This is a genomic window from Dolichospermum sp. UHCC 0259, assembly GCF_009711935.1.
Taxonomy (GTDB): Bacteria; Cyanobacteriota; Cyanobacteriia; order Cyanobacteriales; family Nostocaceae; genus Dolichospermum.
The window spans coordinates 1-23,548 of record NZ_VIKX01000234.1; the positions used below are offsets into that span (position 1 = coordinate 1).

Annotated in this window: 25 protein-coding genes; 10 read left to right on the forward strand and 15 right to left on the reverse strand. The window is 39.7% G+C overall.

All coding sequences use genetic code 11. The features are described 5' to 3' along the window. Positions 1 to 11 precede the first annotated feature (11 nt). From FJR05_RS19880 to FJR05_RS19890, 3 genes are all read right to left on the reverse strand, one after another. Entirely contained in the window at positions 12 to 347 is a 336-nt protein-coding gene (locus FJR05_RS19880) for a DUF29 family protein (RefSeq protein WP_168645726.1), read from the reverse strand. A gap of 278 nt (positions 348 to 625) precedes the next feature. Then, entirely contained in the window at positions 626 to 940 is a 315-nt protein-coding gene (locus tag FJR05_RS19885) for a type II toxin-antitoxin system RelE/ParE family toxin (protein WP_168645727.1), read from the reverse strand. Continuing rightward, complete coding sequence (locus FJR05_RS19890) at positions 937 to 1,296, reverse strand: type II toxin-antitoxin system Phd/YefM family antitoxin (protein ID WP_168645728.1); 360 nt, start codon at positions 1,294 to 1,296, stop codon at positions 937 to 939. The genes FJR05_RS19885 and FJR05_RS19890 overlap by 4 nt, the downstream gene beginning before the upstream one ends. A 106-nt stretch (positions 1,297 to 1,402) precedes the next feature. Between FJR05_RS19890 and FJR05_RS19895 the strand changes: the two genes are divergently transcribed. Beyond that, complete coding sequence (locus tag FJR05_RS19895; RefSeq protein WP_168645729.1) at positions 1,403 to 1,873, forward strand: J domain-containing protein; 471 nt, start codon at positions 1,403 to 1,405, stop codon at positions 1,871 to 1,873. A 51-nt stretch (positions 1,874 to 1,924) separates the two neighbouring features. After that, positions 1,925 to 2,191 (forward strand): DUF3143 domain-containing protein, encoded by a 267-nt coding sequence (locus FJR05_RS19900; protein WP_168645730.1) that lies wholly within the window; start codon positions 1,925 to 1,927, stop codon positions 2,189 to 2,191. A gap of 199 nt (positions 2,192 to 2,390) precedes the next feature. Here FJR05_RS19900 and FJR05_RS19905 read toward each other — a convergent pair whose 3' ends face one another. The 3 genes from FJR05_RS19905 to lysA all read right to left on the reverse strand — a co-directional run bounded on the left by FJR05_RS19905 (position 2,391) and on the right by lysA (position 5,603). After that, positions 2,391 to 3,140, reverse strand: coding sequence for an isoprenyl transferase (locus FJR05_RS19905; RefSeq protein ID WP_168645731.1), 750 nt, complete (start codon positions 3,138 to 3,140; stop codon positions 2,391 to 2,393). Beyond that, a complete protein-coding gene (gene cdaA, locus FJR05_RS19910) occupies positions 3,137 to 4,090 on the reverse strand; it encodes a diadenylate cyclase CdaA (protein ID WP_168645732.1) in 954 nt (317 codons plus the stop codon). The genes FJR05_RS19905 and cdaA overlap by 4 nt, the downstream gene beginning before the upstream one ends. A 100-nt stretch (positions 4,091 to 4,190) precedes the next feature. Further along, on the reverse strand, positions 4,191 to 5,603 hold the full coding sequence (gene lysA / locus FJR05_RS19915; protein ID WP_168645733.1) for a diaminopimelate decarboxylase: 1,413 nt from the start codon (positions 5,601 to 5,603) through the stop codon (positions 4,191 to 4,193). A gap of 125 nt (positions 5,604 to 5,728) precedes the next feature. Here lysA and rimI point away from each other — a divergent pair, with 125 nt between their 5' ends. Beyond that, positions 5,729 to 6,223 (forward strand): ribosomal protein S18-alanine N-acetyltransferase, encoded by a 495-nt coding sequence (rimI, locus tag FJR05_RS19920; RefSeq protein ID WP_168645734.1) that lies wholly within the window; start codon positions 5,729 to 5,731, stop codon positions 6,221 to 6,223. 157 nt (positions 6,224 to 6,380) lie between these two features. On the opposite strand, the gene FJR05_RS19925 is transcribed toward rimI, so the two are convergent. The 4 genes from FJR05_RS19925 to petB all read right to left on the reverse strand — a co-directional run bounded on the left by FJR05_RS19925 (position 6,381) and on the right by petB (position 9,087). Continuing rightward, on the reverse strand, positions 6,381 to 6,752 hold the full coding sequence (locus tag FJR05_RS19925; protein WP_168645735.1) for a hypothetical protein: 372 nt from the start codon (positions 6,750 to 6,752) through the stop codon (positions 6,381 to 6,383). A 256-nt stretch (positions 6,753 to 7,008) separates the two neighbouring features. Continuing rightward, complete coding sequence (locus FJR05_RS19930) at positions 7,009 to 7,455, reverse strand: anti-sigma regulatory factor (RefSeq protein ID WP_168645736.1); 447 nt, start codon at positions 7,453 to 7,455, stop codon at positions 7,009 to 7,011. A 319-nt stretch (positions 7,456 to 7,774) separates the two neighbouring features. After that, positions 7,775 to 8,257 (reverse strand): cytochrome b6-f complex subunit IV, encoded by a 483-nt coding sequence (petD, locus tag FJR05_RS19935; protein ID WP_168645737.1) that lies wholly within the window; start codon positions 8,255 to 8,257, stop codon positions 7,775 to 7,777. A 182-nt stretch (positions 8,258 to 8,439) separates the two neighbouring features. Further along, positions 8,440 to 9,087 carry a cytochrome b6 gene (gene petB, locus FJR05_RS19940; RefSeq protein ID WP_027404375.1) on the reverse strand — a complete coding sequence of 216 codons (648 nt, stop codon included), beginning with the start codon at positions 9,085 to 9,087 and terminating at the stop codon, positions 8,440 to 8,442. 394 nt (positions 9,088 to 9,481) lie between these two features. On the opposite strand from petB, the gene ctpA reads away from it, so the two are divergent. From ctpA to FJR05_RS19960, 4 genes are all read left to right on the forward strand, one after another. After that, on the forward strand, positions 9,482 to 10,735 hold the full coding sequence (gene ctpA, locus FJR05_RS19945; RefSeq protein WP_168645738.1) for a carboxyl-terminal processing protease CtpA: 1,254 nt from the start codon (positions 9,482 to 9,484) through the stop codon (positions 10,733 to 10,735). Positions 10,736 to 11,153: 418 nt separating this feature from the next. Continuing rightward, a complete protein-coding gene (locus tag FJR05_RS19950; RefSeq protein ID WP_168645739.1) occupies positions 11,154 to 11,963 on the forward strand; it encodes a DUF4351 domain-containing protein in 810 nt (269 codons plus the stop codon). After that, complete coding sequence (locus tag FJR05_RS19955) at positions 11,960 to 12,133, forward strand: hypothetical protein (RefSeq protein ID WP_168645725.1); 174 nt, start codon at positions 11,960 to 11,962, stop codon at positions 12,131 to 12,133. The genes FJR05_RS19950 and FJR05_RS19955 overlap by 4 nt, the downstream gene beginning before the upstream one ends. 2 nt (positions 12,134 to 12,135) lie before the next feature. Then, complete coding sequence (locus FJR05_RS19960) at positions 12,136 to 12,732, forward strand: pentapeptide repeat-containing protein (RefSeq protein WP_168645740.1); 597 nt, start codon at positions 12,136 to 12,138, stop codon at positions 12,730 to 12,732. Positions 12,733 to 13,197: 465 nt separating this feature from the next. Here FJR05_RS19960 and FJR05_RS19965 read toward each other — a convergent pair whose 3' ends face one another. Both FJR05_RS19965 and FJR05_RS19970 read right to left on the reverse strand, forming a co-directional pair. After that, the gene (locus FJR05_RS19965; RefSeq protein ID WP_168645741.1) at positions 13,198 to 13,518 is read right to left on the reverse strand and encodes a hypothetical protein; all 321 of its coding nucleotides are present in this window, start codon (positions 13,516 to 13,518) and stop codon (positions 13,198 to 13,200) included. A gap of 179 nt (positions 13,519 to 13,697) precedes the next feature. Beyond that, a complete protein-coding gene (locus tag FJR05_RS19970; protein WP_168645742.1) occupies positions 13,698 to 15,056 on the reverse strand; it encodes an NAD(P)/FAD-dependent oxidoreductase in 1,359 nt (452 codons plus the stop codon). Positions 15,057 to 15,304: 248 nt separating this feature from the next. Between FJR05_RS19970 and ilvC the strand changes: the two genes are divergently transcribed. Then, the gene (ilvC, locus tag FJR05_RS19975) at positions 15,305 to 16,330 is read left to right on the forward strand and encodes a ketol-acid reductoisomerase (RefSeq protein ID WP_371416919.1); all 1,026 of its coding nucleotides are present in this window, start codon (positions 15,305 to 15,307) and stop codon (positions 16,328 to 16,330) included. Positions 16,331 to 16,392: 62 nt separating this feature from the next. Here ilvC and FJR05_RS19980 read toward each other — a convergent pair whose 3' ends face one another. Beyond that, positions 16,393 to 17,259: a shikimate dehydrogenase gene (locus FJR05_RS19980; RefSeq protein ID WP_168645743.1), complete on the reverse strand. Its 867-nt coding sequence runs from the start codon at positions 17,257 to 17,259 to the stop codon at positions 16,393 to 16,395. A 92-nt stretch (positions 17,260 to 17,351) separates the two neighbouring features. On the opposite strand from FJR05_RS19980, the gene FJR05_RS19985 reads away from it, so the two are divergent. Continuing rightward, positions 17,352 to 18,254, forward strand: a complete 903-nt coding sequence (locus tag FJR05_RS19985) for an alpha/beta fold hydrolase (RefSeq protein WP_168645744.1) — start codon at positions 17,352 to 17,354, stop codon at positions 18,252 to 18,254. Between the two features lie 65 nt (positions 18,255 to 18,319). On the opposite strand, the gene FJR05_RS19990 is transcribed toward FJR05_RS19985, so the two are convergent. Continuing rightward, the gene (locus FJR05_RS19990) at positions 18,320 to 21,043 is read right to left on the reverse strand and encodes a cation-transporting P-type ATPase (RefSeq protein WP_168645745.1); all 2,724 of its coding nucleotides are present in this window, start codon (positions 21,041 to 21,043) and stop codon (positions 18,320 to 18,322) included. A 256-nt stretch (positions 21,044 to 21,299) separates the two neighbouring features. On the opposite strand from FJR05_RS19990, the gene FJR05_RS19995 reads away from it, so the two are divergent. Beyond that, positions 21,300 to 21,761, forward strand: coding sequence for a pyridoxamine 5'-phosphate oxidase family protein (locus tag FJR05_RS19995; protein WP_168645746.1), 462 nt, complete (start codon positions 21,300 to 21,302; stop codon positions 21,759 to 21,761). A 64-nt stretch (positions 21,762 to 21,825) separates the two neighbouring features. Here FJR05_RS19995 and ilvA read toward each other — a convergent pair whose 3' ends face one another. Continuing rightward, a complete protein-coding gene (ilvA, locus tag FJR05_RS20000; protein WP_168645747.1) occupies positions 21,826 to 23,337 on the reverse strand; it encodes a threonine ammonia-lyase, biosynthetic in 1,512 nt (503 codons plus the stop codon). Between the last annotated feature and the right edge of the window lie 211 nt (positions 23,338 to 23,548).

Here is a 23,548-nt window from a genome sequence, read left to right on the forward strand (position 1 = left end):
CCTACTTCTACCTACCCTATAAACTCTCGAAAGTGGGGGGAGAGTGAAAAACTACTATCTGTTTCTAATTCATTTCGGAAATTAACAATTTCCGCTGCCCAATGACGACGATTTATACTTTCTGCTTCCCAATATTCAATTAATAATAAATGAATGATGATTTGTCTCAAATAACTTTCCCCACTACGTTTAGTATCTCTAACCAGATTTTCTAAAACCTCACTTAAACTATCTAAATCTAAATCATTTAATTGATCATTTTTTATTTGTTCCAAAGTCATTTCATACCAGGCTAAATAGTCTGATTTATATAATTTTTTTAAGTTATTTGTGCTTAAAGTTTGCATATTTCTACCTCAAAAAATAATATAATTTGATTATACCCCATAAAAATCCTCATGCAGAATTTCCTAATTTACAGTGCTTTACTTACGGTGCTATGCGGTACAAGAACCCCACCCAAGGCTATGATGTATTTCATTATTAATTGAAAACGTTTTAAGCTTTGTGTAGGTTGGGTTGACGCAAAGAAACCCAACATTTAGAATATCCAATTAATTTTGCACAGGTAGCTATCAATTGTCAATTGGTAATTCATATCAGATTCTATTTATTCCAAGGCTATTTATTCATCCTCTGTATTTTCTAGATCATGAAAAATTCCCTCTATATCTTGTGAACCATGTAAGATACGGACAATTTCAATACCTTGATCAATGACTCGGTAAAAAATTAAGTAGCTGTTTACAGGGAAACTTCGCAAAGAAAAAGCTAGTTCAGGGCGTTCCTTACCCATTTGGGGAAATTTGGCTAGTTTGGGAAAAGTGGACCGTAGGATGTCAAAAAGTTTGTCAGCAGCTTTGAAGTTATTTTGCGCCACGTATTTCCAGATATTCTCAATATCTCCTGCTGCTTGGCTAGAAATGCGAAATTGACTCATACAAAATCACTTTCAACTTCACTTTTCTGAACTCTGGCTTTAATATTTGCAAAAAAATCTGTTAGCGACTCTTCATCATATTCAGTGTACTCACCATTTTCTAGTTGCTGAATACCAATGTTAATTTCATTGCGTAAAGCTGCTAATTTGAGTTTTTGCAGTTCTTCCTCAAGGTTTTGCAGTCGATCTAACATCTTTTGAAATTCTTGTGCTTCCTGCACTACAACCTCAGCTTTGCCATTGACAGTCAACACCAGTGGGGATTTTGTCAACTTAATTTTTTCTACGTAGTCTTTGGCGTTACGTTTGAAATCGGTAAGAGTTTGGATATTTTGGAGATTAATTCTAGTTTGCATCGCATCTAATAAAATACTGAATAATACATATTATAAGATGTTTTGTGGCTGTTTCTGCTATAGCTACCCAAGAGATTTAGAATAGAAAAAAACTTATTTGAGCAAAGTGACTCAAAAAAACGTAAATCATCATGGGGAAGTCCCACAAAGCAGCAATACTACTTATTATTCCCTGCTAGGACTCCATCCCGGAGCATCAGTAATTGATATCCGTCGCGCTTATCGAGAACTGAGTAAACTCTATCATCCAGATACGACGGAATTACCTGCGAACATTGCTACGGCTCAATTTCAGCAAATTAACACAGCTTACGCTACCCTGAGTAATCCAGAACGGCGCTTAAACTATGATTTAAAAATTGGCTATTCCCGGTTTGGTGTCATTCAAGCACCACCAGACTTAAATCACTCCGTGCATAAACCCTACGATTTTTCCAAATCAATGTATCTGGATGCCAGCGATCGCCCCTTGTCTTCTGGAGAAATATTTGTATTATTTATTTTGGGGTTAACCATAGTTGGTTGTATGCTGTTAGCGCTGGCGATCGCTATCCTCCGCGGAGAAGCAATCAGTTAAACTCAATTTACCACCTCTAAAATAACCGAATAACTTTGAATTGAATTGCTTATGCTTTCCTCTGATACACCCCTATATAGTCATTCTTTACCACAAATCGAACAATGGCTAAAAACCCAAGGCTGTCAACAAGACGATACCCAACTACATTGTTGGCGTGTCCAACGATCTAGTTGGGAAGCAGAACTTTGGTTAGATACTGAACAAATTACAGTTCGCTATTTCCAATCAGGAGAAAACCGTCAAGATATACAACGTTCCTTTAAATATTCCCTGAGTCGAGAAGACATCGAAGAAGCAGTTTTTTCAGGACCATAATCAGGAGTCAGGAGTCAGGAGTCAGGAGTCAGGAGAATAAAGAAGGAATCAGGAGAATAAAGAAGGAATCAGGAGAATAAAGAAGGAATCAGGAGAATAAAGAAGGAGTCAGGAGAATAAAGAAGGAATCAGGAGAATAAAGAAGGAGTCAGGAGGTAGGGGCGCAGGGTCTGCGCCCTCTTGAATTGATTGATAATTGTCACACCTTCCCAAACCGACGTTCTCGTTGTTGATAAGCAGATAAAGCGCGATGAAACTCATGACGGTTAAAATCAGGCCAGAGAGTATCAGAAATATAAATTTCACTATAAGCCATTTGCCAAAGTAAGAAATTCGATAATCGCATTTCCCCACTGGTGCGAATTAATAAATCTGGATCTGCGATTCCAGCCGTATATAAATGAGCTTCAAATACTTCTTCAGATATATCTTCAGGCCGTAGTAAATCTTCCTTGACCTTTTGAGCGATCGCCCGACAAGCTTGTAAAATCTCCTGCCTACCTCCATAATTAGTCGCAATTGTAAACCGGATACTCCCATTATCCTTAGTTTGATTCATAGAATGGGAAATCTCAGCCTGAAGAGCCTGTGGTAAAGCCGATAAATTACCCACAAACTGAATTTGCACATTTTCCTCCACCATTTCCCGCAGTTCTTGCCGTAAAACGTGCTGAAATAGATTCATTAAAAATTCCACCTCTTCCTCTGGTCTTTGCCAATTCTCCGTTGAAAAAGCATAGGCAGTTAGCGCTTTAATTCCCCAGTCCTTGCAACAGCGCAGCAAATCCTTGAGAGCATTGACACCAGCCTTATGACCCATAATCCGGGGTAGACCACGACTTTTTGCCCATCGGCCATTACCATCCATAATTACCGCGACGTGCTGAGGTAGTAATTCTTGTTTTAAATCAATAGGTAAATATTGCAATTCAGTTTGTTGTGTTTTCATTTTTTATCTTGAGAAGCGGTCGTACCCCTACGGGTAGCGTGTCGAAGGCAAGGTAAGCCAAGTAACCGGGACATTAATTTTAGTGATTGATCACCAAGTTGACGAACTAAACTTAAAAGACCAGGTGCATGAGCCTCCCGATCTACAGTGGGAGAAAATCGAGTCTCTAAAGACTCCTTGAGCTTTTTAATAGTTAGTGGTCTATATAGAGTTCCCTTTTCCGCTAAGGAAATAGAACCCGTTTCTTCTGATACAACAACACAAATACAATTTTCGACCCTTTCAGTAATTCCCATTGCCGCCCGATGGCGTGTTCCCAACTGCCGCGACGCTGTGCGTCCTGAAAGTGGTAGAATTATACCAGATGATACAATACGCGAACCACGAATTAACGTTGCTCCATCATGTAACAAAGTTTTCGGTTGAAAAATAGTTTGGATCAGTTCCTTAGAAACTTCAGCATTTAGCTTCACTCCTGGGACTGAAAAATCTTGTTCTTCAATAGGCCCTGTGGTTTCTAAAATTAGTAAAGCGCCAATCCGATTTTTTGATAACTCTTTAATTGCATCAACAATTTCATCAATTACACTATCCGACTTAGGAATTGCTCTAGCATTATTTTGAAATAACTGCCAAAATTCGCCACGTCCCAATTGTTCCAAAAAACGGCGAAATTCTGATTGCAGCGCCACAGCCATAGCCACAGCACAGCCAATCACCAATTTTTCCAGAACAAAATTTAGCAAAGGTAATCCTAACTTGCCACTGAGCGCCGAGCAAAGCATTAAGACTATAAACCCTCGCACCATCCATAATGTGCGCCGTTCACTAATAATCACCAGGATCATGTATGTCAGTGCCAGCACTAACATCATATCCAGAGTCCCAAGGAGCAAGGACTGCGACCAATCTCCCAGGTTTATCAGCCAATGCTTCCACCAATCTCTCATGACATCTGGATTCTTATAGTCATTTGTCAGTTGTCAGTCGTCAGTTGTCATTTGTCATTTGTGATTTTTTAACCACTGACCACTGACCACTGACTACAGACTATTTAAGTCTTTCTGGTAGGCAATCTTGTCGAATCAAGTCTTGATAAGTTTCGCGCTGCAAAATTAAATTTGCTTCGCCATTTGCCACTACAACTGCTGCCGGTCGGGGGAGGCGATTGTAGTTAGATGCCATACTGTAATTGTATGCACCAGTTCCCATAACTACGAGAATATCATTTGCTTCAGTTTTTGGCAGTTGGGCATTTTTAATCAGAATATCTCCTGATTCGCAATGTTTACCCGCCAATGTCACGATTTCGGTGCAAGGATCAGATATTTTATTCGCAACCACCACCCGATAAACTGATTGGTAGGTGATAGGACGGGGATTATCTGACATTCCGCCATCAATCGCCACGTAGGTGCGAATTTCAGGAATTACCTTGGTAGCACCAACTGTATAAGCAGTAACACAAGATGTGGCAATGAGCGATCGCCCTGGCTCACAGAGTAACTTTGGTAAAGGCAAATTTTCCGATATACAAGCAGCTTGTACAACCTCACAAATTGCCTTAGACCATTCAGCAATACTTGGTGGATCATCAGATTCTGTATATTTAATCCCTAAACCACCACCAACATTTAATTCTGTCACCTGCAAGCCATGTTTAGCCGCATCTCTTAACCACTGCACCATCACAGCCGCTAAATCTCTATGTGGTTGACGTTCAAAAATTTGTGAACCAATATGAGCGTGTAGCCCCACACAGTTTAAACTAGGCTGTTGACTCACAAAAGCAAACACCTCTTGTAAATCATGGGGATCAAAACCAAATTTACTATCTAAGTGTCCAGTACGAATATATTCGTGAGTATGACATTCTATCCCAGGAGTTAAGCGTAGCATGATCCGAATGGGCGAAAGAGAAGAATTTTCCGTGTTCTCCCCTGCTATCTTCACCAGCATATCTAATTCATGCCAGTTATCCGCTACAATAGTACATCCAGACTGAATCGCTAAAACTAACTCGTCATGAGATTTATTATTTCCATGTAAGTAAATTTTATCAGGACTCATACCCGCATTTAGCGCAGTATAAAGTTCGCCACCGGAGACTACATCAATTCCTAACCCTTCTGAAGCCACAATGGCACAAACAGCTAAACAATTCCATGCCTTAGAAGCATAAAGTACCTGAGATTCTCCCTTGTAATATTCCTTAAAGGTATCTCGATATTGTCTACAAGCTGTCCGCAGGGTTTCCTCATCTAAAATATATAAAGGTGAAGCAAATTGTTCAACTAGGGTTGTGACATCACACCCACCGATTTCTAAATGATCATGATCATTAACTCTCGCACTCAAAGGTAAGAGTTGTTGATTAGGAGAAATATCAGCACTGTCATTGGTTGTTGACTGTAAATATTGACGGCCAGAAAGTTGAACTTCGACAGGGTAAGTCGATACCATAACTAATAAGAGTTGTCTTTGTGAAAAATCAGGCCATGAGTATATGTCCTAATTTCCAGTTTACCCTCTCATTGGTAATGGATAATTGGTAATTGGTAATTAACCTTCCTCAATCCTCAAAAATTGTGATTTCATCCGACTTAAAAATTCAATCTTTAACCACAGATAATCTAACTGAACTATTAGAACTAGATAAAGCCTGTTTTGATGGTTTATGGACTATGGAAGGCTACCTACGAGAGTTAGAAAGTCCTAATAGTCATTTTTTGGGTTTATTTTCACCTTTTAATCACTCCGAATTGTTAGGAATGGGGTGCTTTTGGTCAATTTTAGAGGAAGCACACATTACAATTTTGGCAGTTCATCCCCAATATCATGGTCAAGGACTGGGAAAAGCTTTATTATATTCTCTGCTGCAAACTGCGGCTGATCTTGGTTTGGAGAGAGCTACCCTCGAAGTCCGCGATTCTAACCACGTTGCTATTTCTTTGTATCAAAAATTTGGTTTCAAAACTGCGGGAAAACGACGGGGTTATTACAAGGATAACCATGAGGATGCCTTGATCCTTTGGCTGTCTGAACTACAACAACCACATTTTCTCAAAAATCTAGATAAATGAGTAGGCGTGTGGGGATGTAGGGGTTCAGAGTAGGAATTTTCTCCTTTCTTCTTCTTCTTTCTTCTTCTTTCTTCTTCTTTCTTCTTCATCCTGACTCCTGACTCCTGACTCCTGACTCCTGACTCCTGACTCCTGACTCCTGACTCCTATTCTCTAACTAATCTTCCAGTGATTGGGCTTGCACTTCAACCGCTGTCACATCAATTGTTCCTTCTGGTGTGAAGCGTTGGAATTGAAAGTTTTTAACTAATAGTTGTTCACCACAGTTAGCACATTGTACTTGGCTGTTATTTACCCCTGTTAATTCATATCCACAGACAGGACACTGGTTAGTAACTAAATTCTTTTGTAACCACCAGCGAAAGCCAAAGAAAGCTATCACAGGCAACAAAAACAATAACCCCACAATAATTACCAAGGAATTAACTAACCAGCCCAATCCCAAGGATGCTAATAACCAGGCGATCGCTAACAAAGTTAACAAGGGGCGGATTTTCTCAAAATTAAATTGCAATTTTTTAAAAGTCATGTCTCTTTCTTTGTGCTAATAAAATATTAATTCTTCTTTAAAAATTATTTTTTCGTGGAAAAAACAGGTTTTTTAGTTTGGTCTGATTATAACAAACACCACAAAATACAGCAGGAGTCACCGAGTCAGGAGTATAACTGGCTTGCTGTCTGGCTTTGAATTTACATCCTGTACCTCATTAATGTGCAATTTGCTGTAACTACAAATGTAATTATTTTGAATTTTGAATTTCAAATATCGGATAGCTGACTAACTTCTAATTTTGCTGTTCTTCTAAACAATATTTAACAATTAACAGGCAATTTCTACTATCTGAATCACGTTCATATACAACTTTATCCGCCAAACGGCGGAGTAAAAACCATCCATATCCACCTACTTGTAGAGTTCCCGGTTCTGGCTCAGTAATTACATCAGGATTAAATGGTTTTCCGTAATCCCAAATTCTCACTTCCAGCCTATCAGTCCATAAACTGACTTGAATTTCAATAGTTGTTTCCGGTGGTAAAGCATGATGAGCATGACGAACTGCGTTGGTAAAACCTTCTGCTAAAGCTAGGTTGAGACGATAAAGTTGGCTATCTGACCAGCCATATTTAGGTAAATATTGCTGACAGAATTCTTCAAACCATTGTTGCACTGGATTTAAGAGCTTAAGATCGCTCTTTACCGTCCGATGGTCTTGCTGCACTATGCTAAGCATTGACCGTGACTTGAATAGAAAGTAATTGAACAGTAGTTGTGTTTTTTGTGACTTGAGAAGTTCACATTTAGGAATAGTAATGATGAGATTAGAGATATTTGGTTTTAACTCTATGTTCATCACTAATGTGACATACTCTTCCCGCAATTCTAGTTCAGTTAGCGTCTGTTGATCTTCAAAAGTATATCTCTTGTCAAATACCAGTAACAAGTAGACTATCAAATAATTACAGCTATTTGTTTGCCAGATATTATCCTGTATATACTCTTGAAAATCACAGACGCTACTAGATTTAGTTTTAACTGTAACTACAACTACCTTAGAATAATCCTAAAGTTAAGGATTTGTCTAATGGCAGTGCAGCACCAATACCTAACCATAGGGTAACAAGAGTACCGAACAGAAATACTGTTGTTGCTACGGGACGACGGAAAGGATTTTGGAACTTATTCACGTTTTCCAAAAAGGGAACGAGAATTAATCCCAGGGGTACAGCAGCCATTGCTAATACACCTAACAGCTTACTAGGTAGTGAGCGGAGAATTTGGAAAACAGGATATAAGTACCACTCTGGTAAAATTTCCAAAGGAGTAGCAAAAGGATTGGCTGGTTCACCTATTAAAGCGGGATCTAGAACTGCTAGAGCCACAATACAGGCGAAAGAACCCATAATTACAACTGGGAATATGTAGAGTAAATCATTAGGCCAAGCAGGCTCACCATAGTAGTTGTGACCCATGCCTTGGGCAAGTTTAGCTCTTAATTTGGGATCGCTCAGATCCGGTTTTTTTTGGGTTGACATTTCTAAATGCGCTCTCCGGCTGAAGTGAAGTTAAAGTATTGGTGAAAGCTGCCAACAATACAACTAGCTCAAGTTTCCAATAGTAGTTTATGTCTACAACTTACAAGTTATTTTCTCTCTAGTTTAAAACAAACTACGATGATCTGGAAACACAAGTTATGCCTGTTTGCTAGGAACTTTGATTACAAAGGTCCAGAAATACCTTGTTTGCGAATCATCAAGAAGTGGAACAACATGAAGACGGCAATTAACCAAGGGAGAACGAAGGTGTGAGCGCTGTAGTAGCGGGTAAGGGTGGCTTGACCAACACTAGAACCACCACGAAGTAAATCGGAGATAAGAACGCCGACTACGGGAATTGCTTCTGGTACACCACTAACAATTTTTACAGCCCAGTAACCAATTTGATCCCAAGGGAGAGAGTAGCCTGTTACACCAAAGGAAACGGTGATAACTGCGAGGATAACACCACTGATCCAGGTTAATTCGCGGGGCTTTTTGAAGCCGCCTGTGAGGTAAACGCGGAAGGTGTGCAGAATCATCATCAATACCATCATGCTGGCTGACCAGCGGTGAATGGAGCGAATTAACCAACCGAAGTTGACTTCATTCATGATGTACTCTACGGAGGAGAAAGCTTCGGCAACGGTGGGTTTGTAATAGAATGTCATCGCAAATCCAGTGGCGAACTGGATGAGGAAGCAGACTAGGGTAATTCCACCTAAACAGTAGAAGATGTTAACGTGGGGAGGAACGTATTTGGTGGTGATATCATCAGCAATTTCTTGGAGATCCAAGCGTTCCTCAAACCAGTCATAGACGTTAGCCATACAATCTTAAGGTCCTAAAAATAGATTGCGGTTGATAAGTTTTGTTATGCGAAGCTTAGTCAGCTATGACTATTCAACTAACCTCAGTTAGAGGGTTCGCTTCTCGCTTCATCCAAAAGAATGGTGTTCTATTTGTCCACGAGCGTAGATTTGGGTGTAACTCACCCTATTTTTGATAAATCTTCCTGTCTTCTTGTCTTTACGAGTCAACGCTAACTATGTTGACTCCAAAGATGATTTTATCGTTGATCAGGAAGAATGGACATCTCACAAATTTGGACTAGCAAGTTTATGAGAAGAATGCACTTCTTCTATAAAAAAAGTAACATAGTCGAGAGATAGATTTCATCAGCAACTGAGCATTACAGAAATTTTTAGGGAATTTGAGTCTGAGATGGCACTGAAATTAGGGTTCATTCACCAACGGGTTTGGCGGCTAGGATGTTTGCTACTATTGGTTTTCGGTTTGGTTTGGGGAGGATATGCTCCGTCGGCTTCGGCTTTGACTCCAGAACAGAAGTTGGTTTATGAAGTGTGGCGAATTGTTAATCGCTCTTATTTGGATGGGACTTTTAACCATCAAAGCTGGCTTGATGTGCGACAAAAGGCGTTGAAAGGGCATTTTGCTAATCATGAAGCAGCCTATACTACTATTCAGGCGATGCTGAAGAGTTTGGATGATCCTTTTACCCGCTTTCTTGATCCTGAGAAATATCGCAGTTTGCAGGTTAGCACTTCTGGAGAGTTGACTGGTGTGGGTTTACAAATTACTCTCAATCCCCAAACTGGTGTGTTGGAGGTAATTACACCTATTAATAATTCTCCGGCGGATAAGGCGGGTTTAAAATCAGGCGATCGCATTTTGCAGATTGAGGGTTTATCTACAGAGAATCTAACTCTTGATGAGGCGGCGGCGCAGATGCGTGGATCAAGGGGTAGCGTGGTTACGCTGTTAATTGGTAGGGAAGGAGAACAAGATCAGGAAGTTATCTTGGTACGCGATCGCATTGCTCTTAATCCTGTTGTTTCTGATTTACGATTATCCCCCCAAGGAACTAAGATTGGTTATCTATCCCTGAGTCAATTTAGTGCCAATGCTGTTACTGAGTTGGCACACGCTATTTCTATTTTAGAAAAAAAAGGCGCAGATGCCTATATTCTTGATTTAAGAAATAATCCCGGTGGACTCCTACAAGCGGGAATTGAAACTGCTCGTTTATGGTTGGACTCTGGAACAATCGTTTACACAGCCAACCGTCAAGGCATTCAGGGAACGTATGAAGCCTTTGGACCGGCTTTAACTACAGATCCTTTAGTAATTCTCGTTAACAAAGGAACAGCCAGTGCCAGCGAAATTCTCGCGGGGGCATTACAAGATAATCATCGCGCCCAGTTAGTTGGGGAAACGACTTTTGGTAAGGGTTTAATTCAATCTTTGTTTGAATTATCCGACGGTTCTGGTTTGGCGGTAACAATTGCTAAATATGAAACTCCTAACCATCGAGATATTAATAAGTTGGGAATTAAGCCTGATCAAATTGTTCCCCAACCATCACTTAACCGGGAGCAAATCGGTACAAATGCAGATGCTCAATATCAGGCGGCTATCGAACTTTTGGGTAAGAAGTTGGTAATGGGTAATGGGTGATTGGTAATTGGTGATTGGTAAGAATTTCTTTCCCTGTTCCCTATTTCCTATTCCCTTAAAGCTGCTAAATTCAAGGTTGTGATTTTTTGGTAAGCTTGGTCTATACAGGGTTTACCTCTGAGTTAGCCTGTATTAGCACCGGGGCATAAATAAGTTAAAGTTTGTGGTGTGAAGCGATCGCTCAATAACTTAACACTTTTGAGTGCGATCGCTGATCTTCTAGGTTGGGTTGTTGGCGATGTTGCTGAAGTTATAGATAAATCGGTTTAGTTGCAGTATTGACTTCAACAATTATCTGTGTGAGATTGGTGCGATTACTAATATCAGTCGCCTGTAACCGTAATTGATAGAAACCATTTTCCAACAATGAACCATTTAATTGTACAATTAATATTGTTATGTAACTTTTAATAAAGTTGTGAGTTTTGACAACGTTTGCAAACTATTAGCTGAAAAATATCCCCTTGATTTTGCCCGGTGGTTACTACCAGAAGAACCGCAAGAAATCAAAGTGTTAAAAACTGAATTGAGTATTGAACCAATTCGTGCTGATTTTCTGACATTTCTCCAAACAGAACATCGAATTTTACATATTGAATTTCAGACCAAGGCAACATCTAACACGCCTATTCCGCTACGAGAGTTAGATTATTATGTCAGGTTAACACGCCAATATAAAATTCCTGTCACTCAAGTAGTGATTTTTTTACAAGAAACAAATCATGAAAACGCTTTTATCGAAGCTTATGTGAGTGAAACTACAACTCACCACTATCGTGTCATTAGGATGTGGGAACAAGATCCAGCCTTATTTCTCAACAATTTGGCATTATTACCCTTAGCACCGTTAACGCGCACAAATTCACCTCAAGGTCTGTTATCACAGATTTCTGAAAATGTTGCTAAAATCGTAGATAGAGAGACTAAACAAGATATTGCCGCTTACACAGAGATTTTAGCCGGTTTACGGTTTGAGAAAAAGTTGATTCGTCAATTGTTAAGTGAGGAAATTATGCAAGAATCAGTAATTTATCAAGATATTTTACAAAAGGGTGAGCAAAGGACAGTTATCCGCCAGCTTAATCGCCGATTTGTCGAGATAGATTTATCATTGCTTAATCGAGTCAGAATGCTAACAGTTGAGAAGTTAGACGATTTAGCAGAAGCATTGTTAGACTTTTCAGAAGTTGCTGATTTAGTAACTTGGTTAAATCAGCATGAAAATTGATTAATCAGAAATTGTTAATACTTTTTATTCCCCAACCATCACTTAACCGGGAACAAATCGGCACAAAGGCAGATGCTCAATATCAAGCGGCTGTAGAACTTTTGAGTAAGAATTTGGTGGCTGGGAAGGGAGTCTTCTGTGAGGATGGCTTGGGAGTTGAGGAGGTTTGATTATGAATTGGATTAGGACTGATGATCTGTTGGCTCGATACAACGCTGGAGAGCGTAACTTTGCTGGAATTTTTTTGGAAGGTAGTGAAATGGCTGGAGTTGATTTGAGTGGAATCGATCTGAGTGATTCTGACTTGGGGGAAATTTATATGGAAGATGTTAACTTCACTGGAGCTAATTTCTGTAGCAGTCGCATTGGTCAAGCTGGGTTGATCCGGTGCATCCTCAGAGATGCTGACTTAACCAGGACTAATATGGGTTTTGCTCATTTGTCCAGATCTGATTTGACTAATGCCAAGCTTGTTGATGCCTATCTCTCTGGTGCTGACATGGTTGAGACTAACTTGACCGAATCTGACTTGACCAGAGCCGACTTGGAAGGTGCCAACATGAAGCGGAGTATCTATTACAATACCATTATGCCAGATGGCAGCATCCGCACCACTAATAAATACCTAAATAAGGAGAATAAGTCTCTGGTTCAGCCAATAAAAACGCCGTCTGAGGAGGGTTTGGGAAGTGGAATCACAATTCCTCGTAGGTTGGTTTGTTCGCGTTGCGGAGCAATCGGAACGAAACCCAATATTAACGATATCTAAAAGAATTGATAAATATAAATTAACTGTACAAATATTCCCACCATAATATATATATTCACTTTAACAACACCTTGTCTAAATCGAAAAAAGTCTCATTTATAGCTGATTTTCTTACACCGAACTCAGGTGGCTCTTTCCCGTCAACACTTGTAAGTTATTCTCTTACGTCGAACTAAGGTGGGCGCAGGCCCTGCGCCCCTACTCGTTTTGGATTTCTCGTAAAGCTGCTAAATTTAAGTTGGTGATTTTTTGGTAAGCTTGGCCTATACAGGGTTTACCTCTGAGGTAGCCTGTATTAGCACCGGGGCATAAATAAGTTAAAGTTTGTGGTGTGAAGCGATCGCTGATCTTGTAGTTTTATCATTTCTATTACCTCTAAACGAGAAAAACCAAGAATTTTACCCGCCCTACCACTACTAATTTCCCCTACTTCTAAATAATGTCATTACATAACCTTCTTTAATTTTAAAAAGTTTTCTTCCTAAATGCTAGGATATTTCTCCCAAAAAGATTTCGTGATACATCACTGTCTAAGATTTCTAATAACATTTGCATTGCTTTTTGAAATTTATTTTTTCCTAATAATAAATCTTGCTTGAGTTCTACAAGAGATTTGCCTTTTCCTTGAGCAATTTTAATATATTCATCAAATTGATTCTTCTCCTTATTATTTCTAGAATTAAATCCCCCACAACGATTCAAAAATCTGATAGTTTCTTCCAAATCGTTAGCAATTATTTGTTTTGCATTTTCTATATCTTTAGCTTTTAAGATCGTGCTGGACATATTTTTAATCCAATAAGTGAAATAGTAAAAACTCTTACTGATTATACTATATCAGAATTTAGATACTACAATATAATTATTGGTAAAATTTACGGGCGTATTCCCATAAGCCCGCATTCCTTTCCAATTAGAGATTACATCTAAATCAGGATAGTGGGTTAATAACCCACTTTATAAAACTACACATTCAACGGCTTTTTTGTGACAATTGGCGTGTGACTATCACTATTTGCAATTGGTACAGGTGCAATAGTTTCCTTACCTGTAATTAATCTCGCGCCACGATTGCGCGTAAAATAACTCCACAACCATTGAATCATCACAACTAACTTATTATCAAATTCAATCAGGAAGTAGATATGAATAAATAACCAGACAAACCACGCAAAGAAACCTCTAAGTTTGATAAATCCTAAATCAACAACTGCGGCGTGTTGCCCAATCATTGCTAAACTACCTCTATCCACATATTTGAATTGGGGTAATGTTTCACCTTTCAACCGTTTTTGAATGAGTCTAGCCACATATTCGCCTTCCTGCATGGCGACTGGTGCAACTCCCGGCAAAGGTTTATCATTTTGATGGGCAAAATTTGCTAAGTCACCAACTACGAAAATGTTGGGAAATCCTTTAATACTTAGGTCTGGTTCAACGATAACACGACCAGCGCGATCGCTCTCCACTCCCGTCTTCTCTGTCAAAACTTTCCCCATAGGTGAGGCTTTTACACCCGCAGCCCACAACACGGTTTTTGCCGCAATTTCTTTGACATCATCACCTTGCTTAATCGTCACAATATCATTTTCAATATGTGTTACCAAAGTTTTGGTTTGCACATCCACACCCAAAGCAGTTAAAGATGCTGCCGCTGTGTGGGATAATTCGGGGGCAAAAGGGGGAAGAATCCGATCTAAACCTTCTAACAATAAAACTCTGGTTTCTGATGTGTCAATGTTGCGGAAATCTTCTGTCAGGGTTTTAGTTGCCAATTCAGCGATCGCTCCCGCCAATTCTACCCCAGTTGGACCACCACCAACAATTACAAAAGTTAACAAAGCTTGACGTTTTACCGGATCACTTTCCTTTTCAGCGGCTTCAAAAGCCATAAAAATCCGCCGACGCATCTCAATTGCATCTTCTACAGTCTTTAAACCCGGTGCAAATTCTTCCCAGTTATCCTTACCAAAATAGGAATGCTTCGCCCCTGTAGCCACAATTAATGTATCGTAGGGGACAGATTCTTCGCCTACCATGACATTTTGGGTGGTAGTGTCAATATCATTCACCTCACCCAACAGCACCTTTGTATTCTTGCTTTTGCTGAGGACAGCCCGCAAGGGAGAAGAAATATCCGCTGGGGATAAAGCACCTGTAGCGACTTGGTACAGCAGTGGTTGAAACAGGTGAAAATTGCGTTTATCAATCAACGTGATTTGCACATTAGCCTTAGCCATAGACTTAGCGGCATACAACCCACCAAAACCACCACCAATAATCACGACTTGATGAACCGGTTTCTTGTCAGCTAGATCAACCATAAAAAATATTTCCTTCCATAACAGGGCTGTAACTATTCTTAACAAATTTGTATCAAAATTATCACAATTATTTCTGTTTATCTTGAACTTCTTAAAAAAAAATTAAAGTAAAGGAGTCAGGAGTCAGGAGGAAGAAGAAAGAATTAATTTTTCTTCCCCAGTCCCCAGTCCCCAGTCCCCATTACCAATTACCAATTACCAATTACCCATTACCCAATTTGCGATACAATCATAAGTCTGCCAATTTCATGACAACTTTACGGACAGGAGATGCTTCTATGGCACGTATGTATTATGATGAAGATGCTAATTTGGATCTTTTAAAAGGTAAAACCGTTGCTATTATTGGTTATGGTTCACAAGGTCATGCTCACGCGCTGAATCTCAAAGATAGCGGTGTAAACGTCATTGTCGGATTATATCCCGGCAGTAAGTCCACAGCCAAAGCCGAAGCTGCTGGTTTGACTGTAAAAAATGTTGCTGATGCTGCGAAAGCTGCTGATTTCATCATGATTTTATTACCAGATGAAGTCCAAAAAACAATTTACAAAAACGAAATTGAACCAAATTTAGAAGCGGGGAACGTTTTAGCTTTTGCACATGGTTTTAATATCCATTTTGCACAAGTTGTACCTCCTGCTGATGTTGATGTCGTCATGGTTGCACCTAAAGGACCAGGACATTTAGTACGTCGTACCTATGAACAAGGACAAGGTGTACCCGCGTTATTTGCAGTTTATCAAGATGCAACTGGTCATGCACGCGATCGCGCAATGGCCTATGCTAAAGGTGTTGGTGGTACACGCGCCGGTATTTTGGAAACTACTTTCCGTGAAGAAACCGAGACCGATTTGTTTGGGGAACAAGCAGTATTGTGTGGTGGTTTGAGTGCTTTAATCAAAGCCGGTTTTGAAACCTTAGTTGAAGCAGGTTATCAACCTGAACTCGCTTATTTTGAATGTCTGCACGAAGTCAAATTAATTGTTGATTTAGTCGTAGAAGGTGGTTTAGCTACCATGCGCGATAGTATTTCCAATACTGCCGAATATGGTGATTATACTCGCGGTCCTCGCGTTGTCACCGCCGAAACCAAAGCGGAAATGAAGAAAATCCTCAGCGAAATTCAATCTGGACAATTTGCGCGGGAATTTGTCTTGGAAAACCAAGCTGGTAAACCCGGTTTTACTGCTATGCGTCGTCAAGAAGCAGAACATCCTATTGAAGCAGTTGGTAAAGATTTACGCGCTATGTTTAGCTGGTTAAAGAAAGCGTAATTTTTGGTAATTGGTAATTGGTAATTCTTTACCTTTTACCAAATTCTTTTTCCCCTGCCCTATCATATCCCCAGGTGATTTTGCAATGCTTGACGCATTTCGTTGACGGGGACTGTTTCTTGTTGTAACCAAATTTTTAAAGCTGCTGCACCTTGTTGGACAAGCATTTCTAAACCATCAATAATAATTGCTCCTTGTTTTTCTGCCAACTGCAAAAATTTGGTAGGTTTAGGAATATAAATTAAATCATAGACAATGGCATCACCAGGCAAATAACCAATTTCTTGGCTACTTAATGGCGATTCTTCCATATAAGGATACATTCCAATTGGGGTTGTATTTACTAATAAGTTAGCTTGGTGAAGTAGGTTCGGTAATTCTTGCCATTCATGTACCTGAAATTTATCTGCAAAGGGTGAATTTTGCCAACTTTGATGAAATGCTTGTAATTTCTGTAAATTCCGCCCGACAACATGAATTTCTGCAAAACCGAGTTGAATACAACCAGCAACCACAGCCCTCGCAGCCCCACCATTCCCTAAAATTACCGCTTTTTTCTGACTCCAATCTTGATGATATGTTGTTTGTAATGGGGCAATAAATCCTTCCACGTCTGTATTTGTCCCTACCCATTTATCACCTTGACGAGTGACAGTGTTCACTGCACCGATAGCTTGGGCGACAGGGGAAATTTCGGATAATAAGGGTAATATTGCTTGTTTATGGGGAATTGTAATGCTAAATCCTACTACACCAATACTAGCAAAACCTGCGATCGCACTCTCCAAATTCTCCGGTGCAATAGGAAAAGGCAAATATACATAATCTAATCCCAGTTTAGCTAAAGCCGCATTGTGCATCAATGGAGAAAGGGAATGTGACACAGGATGTCCAATCACTCCCAAAAGTTGCGTTTTTCCAGTAATCATTTTTATGAGTTGTCAGTTGTTAGTGGTCAGTTGTCCGTTGTTAAATAATTTAATTTACAATTATTCACAGTAACTTAATATTTCTTCGCAATATGCAAACAAGTATCACTCCTTCTACAAATCCGATTCCTGGTCAATATTGGCAATGGCGCGGACACAACGTATACTACGTCCAAGCAGGAGAACAACACCTTCAGTGTCCACCCTTACTATTAGTACATGGTTTTGGTGCTTCCACAGACCATTGGCGCAAGAATATCACAGAATTGAGTGCAGATTTCCAAGTATTTGCCATTGACCTATTAGGATTTGGGCGTTCCGCAAAACCTAATTTACAGTATAGCGGTGACTTGTGGCACGACCAACTCCATGATTTTATCAGTGAAGTCATCGGTCAAAAGACCATTTTAGCAGGTAATTCTTTAGGTGGTTACGCTTGTTTATGCGTTGCTTCCCAACGTCCTGATAGTGCAGCAGGTGTAGTATTACTTAATAGTGCTGGACCATTTTCTCAACCAGAAAATCAAATTCAACCTTCTATAAATCCTCTGCAAAAAGTTTTAGGAAAAACTGTGACATGGTTTTTTAAACAACGGTTAGCGCAATCCTTATTATTTCAATATACTCGCCAAAAGTGGGTAATTCGTCGCACCTTAGAAAAAGTTTATCTGGATAAAAGTGCAATAACAGATCAATTAGTAGCAGAAATTCAACGTCCAGCTTTTGACAAAGGGGCGTTAGATGTATTTGTTTCCGTTTTTAGTAGTCCTCAAGGGGCGAAAGTTGATATTTTACTCAAACAATTAACTTGTCCATTATTGTTACTATGGGGAGAAGCAGATCCTTGGATGAAAGCGCGAGAACGTTCCCAAAAATTCCATGAATATTATCCTCAATTAACCGAATATTTTCTCACAGCCGGTCATTGTCCCCATGATGAAATTCCTCAACAAGTAAATTCACATTTACGTGACTGGGTAATTAGTTTAAGCTGATAAGATCCCCGACTTCTCTAAGAAGTCGGGGATCTGACCCTTGCAATGTTATATAAAATATTGGCTTAAAACTGAGAATCTAAACGATTGGCAAAGGCTGCTACTGCAATCATTGGCAAGCCAACAACCAGACAAATTAACCATTGATTCCATGCCAATGGGGCTGTATAAAATAATTTATTCATCAAACCCCATTGGCTGAAAATTATCTGCAAAATAATAGTGCTGGCAATTCCCACATACATTGCTTTTTGATCGCCAATTTCTCGATTAATTCCGCGAATTTTATCAACAATAGCAACACCTAATTGGGTAATACTTAATAGGTAAAAAATTCTGCCTACGACTAAAGATTGAATTGCCATTGTGCGGGCAACAGCAATATCTCCAGTTGTTTGTCGCATCCATTCAAAGACACCGAAAATTAAAATCCAGTTAAAGATAGAAATGAGGACAATACGTTTAACTAAATTAGGAGAAAGTAATTTTTCATTGGGATTACGTGGGGGTTGTTGCATTACCTGATCAGACTTGGGTTCAAAAGCCAAAGGAACTGTCATAGCAATGGAATTCACCATATTTAACCAGAGAACTTGTAAAGAGAGAATGGGTAAATCTCTAGCTAACAAAACGCTAATTAAAATCGTCATAGATTCACCACCATTCACAGGGAGAATAAAAGCGATCGCTTTTAACAAATTACTATAAACGGTTCTTCCTTCCTCCACCGCAGCTTCTATAGAGGCAAAGTTATCATCTGTCAAAATCATATCAGCGGCTTCTTTGGCCACTTCCGTACCCGCCCCACCCATTGCAATGCCAATATCCGCTTGTTTAAGGGCAGGTGCATCATTAACACCATCCCCTGTCATAGCGACTATTTCACCTTTAGATTGCAGCGCTTCCACAATTCGCAATTTCTGTTCGGGTGCTACACGGGCAAATACTACCCCATCTTCTATGGCTGTAGCTAATTCTGGTTTTGCCATTTTCGCCAGTTCTGCACCTGTAAAAGCCCTCACTTCCCGATGATGATTAAAACCCATCCGAGATGCTATTGCAGCCGCCGTGACAGCATGATCACCTGTAATCATTTTCACCTGGATACCAGCTTGTTGACAGGCTTGCACCGCCCTTATAGCCTCAGCACGGGGTGGATCGATCATCCCCTGCAAGCCTAAGAAAATCAAATCATTTTCGATATCTGCATGATCTAATGAATCTTGATTTTCCGAAACTGGTTTTTTGGCAAAAGCTAACACCCGTAAACCCTGATGCGCCATTGTATCGACTTGCTGATTTATAGTATTGGCATCCACAGAAGAAAGTTCCCCAGTGGAATTTAACACCTGTTGACAACGTTTGAGAATCGCCTCTACCGAACCCTTAACGTAAATAATTCGTTCTTGTTGTTGGATTTCATGCAGAGTTGTCATGTACTGAAACTCTGACTCAAAGGGGATGACATCAAGCCGGGATATACTCGCTTGTAAGTTGTCACGGGTTAACCCGACTTTATTCGCAGCCGTTATTAATGCGCCTTCAGTAGGATCACCAACTACTATCCATTGTCCATCTTTGTTTTCCAAGTGGGAATCATTGCACAAAAGCCCAGCTTTTAAACATTCCGCCAGAGGAGGAACATCATTAAAATCTACAGGATTTGCTTCTAGTAAAATTTCCCCCCTTGGTGCATAGCCTGTACCCGTGACTGTATAATGTTGATCACCTGCATAGATGGCTTGTACTGTCATCTGGTTTTCAGTCAAAGTCCCAGTTTTATCAGAACAAATTACTGTAGCACCTCCCAGGGTTTCCACTGCGGGTAACTTGCGTACAATGGCGTGACGGCTGGCCATGCGAGAAACACCAATGGCTAAGGTGACAGTAACTACAGCAGGTAATCCTTCAGGAATGGCACTCACAGCAAAAGCTACCGCAGGTTCAAACATTTCTACCCAGGTGTTACCGTATCCTAAGCCGACGGCAAATGTTAAAGATGCAATTCCTAAAATAATATAAAGTAGGGTGCGACTAAATTTGTCAAACTTCCGGGTTAAAGGGGTTTTGAGGATATTTCCCTGTTCCATTAATTGAGAAATACGCCCGGTTTCTGTGGCTGTACCAATAGCAACGACAATACCTTTACCAGTTCCAAAAGTGACAAAACTGCCAGCATAAGCCATATTAGTACGTTCTGCTAGAACTGCATCTACTTGTACTGGTTGGGTATTTTTTTCAACAGCGACAGATTCTCCTGTTAATCCCGATTCGTTGATTTGTAAATTCCGTGTTTGTACAAGTCGTAAATCTGCTGGTACTTTATCACCTGATGTTAATAATACGATGTCTCCAGGGATTAATTCAGTAGAGGGAACTTGAAGTTTATTCCCATTGCGGATAATAGTGCTGTTGGTTTTGACAGAAGAGGCTAAAGCAGCGATCGCACTTTCAGCTTTCGATTCTTGCACAAAACCAATAATAGCATTAATTAAAGTTACACCCCAAATTACTCCAGCATTCACCCATTGTCCCAAAAATGCTTTGATTGCACCAGCAATTAACAAAATATAAAGTAGCGGTTGATGAAATTGCAGCAAAAACCGTAGTAAAGCACTTTTTCCGCGTTTAGCTTTCAGTTCGTTAGTACCAAAACTTTCTTTGCGTTTCGTTACTTCAGCAGAATTTAAACCTGTTTCAATATTACTGTTTAAATATTGATTTACTGTCTGTATAGGTAAATTATGCCATTTATATTCTGCTAATTTATCCATAGCCAATATTGTCATAATTTCTTACTCCAGAGTTTTATCCTGATTGGATAATTTTATAATATACATTATTGATATTTGACATAAATTTTCATTTCAATAATTTGGATATAGCATCTATATTTTATTAACATCTTCTTTAAGATATATTTATTTAGTTATAAATTAGTCATAACCAATTCTGATAATTACCTCTTTAGACTCACGTATATAAATCGAAAACCTTTAACACTAAACATATCACTCATGTCCATAAAACTAAAATTCTAGATCAATGACACAATCCTTAGACACAAAACCACAAACTCAGGAATTGCGGAGACTACTTGCAGGTTTTGAATGTGCGATGTTAACCACAGTTGATGATGATGGAACTTTACATAGTCGTCCTATGTCAATCTGCAATGAAATTGACAATGATGCTACACTCTGGTTTTTTACCTTAGATAATTCCCATAAAGTCGTAGACATCGAACATCATCAACAGGTGAATATTAGTTTTTCCGAACCTAATCAACAACGATATATTTCCATATTGGGAACAGCCCAATTAACAAAAGATCGTAATAAACTGCAAGGAAAATGGCAACACAAATTTCAAACTTGGTTTCCAAAAGGAATAAATGAACCAAATCTGGCATTACTGAAAGTTAAAGTTAATAAAGTAGATTATTGGGAGAGTTCATCTAGTTCTAGTCCGCAAACAATTAGTTTTTTGGAATTATCACACCGTTAAATTCTAATACCCAAAATACCCAGATCCCCGACTTCTGGAAGAAGTCGGGGATCTATCTGCTAAATCATCCTAAAAATAACTTATATGCCGGATTATCGCTTTCATTCCAATAGTGATAACCAAGATTATCTAAAAATGATTGCCATTCCACTGTTTCATGGGGGGGAACTTGCATTCCTACCACAATTCGTCCATAGTCTGCACCATTATTGCGATAATGAAATAAGCTAATATTCCAATCAGGAGACATAGAAGTTACAAATTTCATTAATGCACCGGGACGTTCGGCAAATTCAAAGCGATAAAGGAGTTCATTTTCTGCTAATGGAGAATGTCCTCCTACCATGTGCCGCAAATGCAGTTTGGTTAATTCATCATCTGTTAAATCTATGGTTTTCAAACCGTGAGATTCAAAATTCTCCACCATTTTTGCAGCGTCGGCGCGATTTTCTATTTGCACACCCACGAAAATATGCGCTTCTTTTTCGTCAGCAATACGATAGTTAAATTCTGTCAGGTTGCGTTTACCAATACAGTCACAAAACTTTCTTAAACTCCCTCTTTCTTCGGGAATTCTGACTGCAAAGATAGCTTCTCGACGTTCACCAAATTCTGCCCGTTCCGCCACAAAACGTAAACGGTCAAAATTCATATTAGCACCACAAGCAACGGCGATGAGGGTTTGATTTTGAATTTGTTCTCGTTCTGCATAAAGTTTTGCGCCAGCGATCGCTAATGCCCCCGCAGGTTCTAAAATAGAGCGAGTATCCTCAAACACGTCTTTAATCGCCGCACAGGTGGCATCTGTATCCACTAAAATAATTTCATCTACGTATTGTTGACATAGCCGGAAAGTTTCTTCCCCCACTTCCCGCACCGCTACACCGTCTGCAAATAAACCTACCTGAGATAACCGCACCCGTTCACCAGCTTGCAATGATTGATACATAGCGTTAGCATCTACAGGTTCAACACCAATAATTTTAATATCGGGACGCAATCGTTTAACATAAGCAGCAATCCCGGAAATTAAGCCACCACCACCAATAGCCACAAAAATAGCGTGAATAGGTTGCTGATACTGTCGCAGTATTTCCATCCCAATTGTTCCCTGGCCAGCAATCACTTCTGGATCATCAAATGGATGTATAAAAGTTAACCCCTTTTCCGCTTCTAATTGCCGGGCATGGGCATAGGCATCATCATAATTATTACCATATAAAACAACCTCTCCACCCCGTGCCTTCACAGCATTGATTTTTACCTGGGGCGTAATCACCGGCATAACAATGATGGCCTTTGTTCCCAAACGACTAGCAGCTAAAGCCACACCTTGGGCATGATTCCCCGCAGAAGCCGCGATAACACCTTGTTTAAGTAAGTCTGGGGTGAGATTGACCATTTTGTTATATGCGCCCCGCAGCTTGAACGAGAACACCGATTGCATATCTTCCCGTTTGAGGAGGAGTTTGTTATGAATGCGGTTAGAGAGATTTGGGGCATATTCCAATGGTGTTTCTTGGGCTACATCATAAACACGGGCAGTGAGGATTTGTACCAGGTAGTCGCAATACATATCAAGGAGGAGAATTGGGGTTGGTTGTTAATTCTACCGCTTGTTTGGTCTTTCGAGTAATGGTTTTTGAGGACGTTATAGCAAGGCAAGAGGCAACAGGCAACAGGCAAGAGTAAAAAAGTTTTCAGTGATTTTACGTTTCTTTACACAGTTTGGTTTTATTGTGTTCACCTACTGACTGTTTGATTAAATGTGAACTTAATTCATGAAT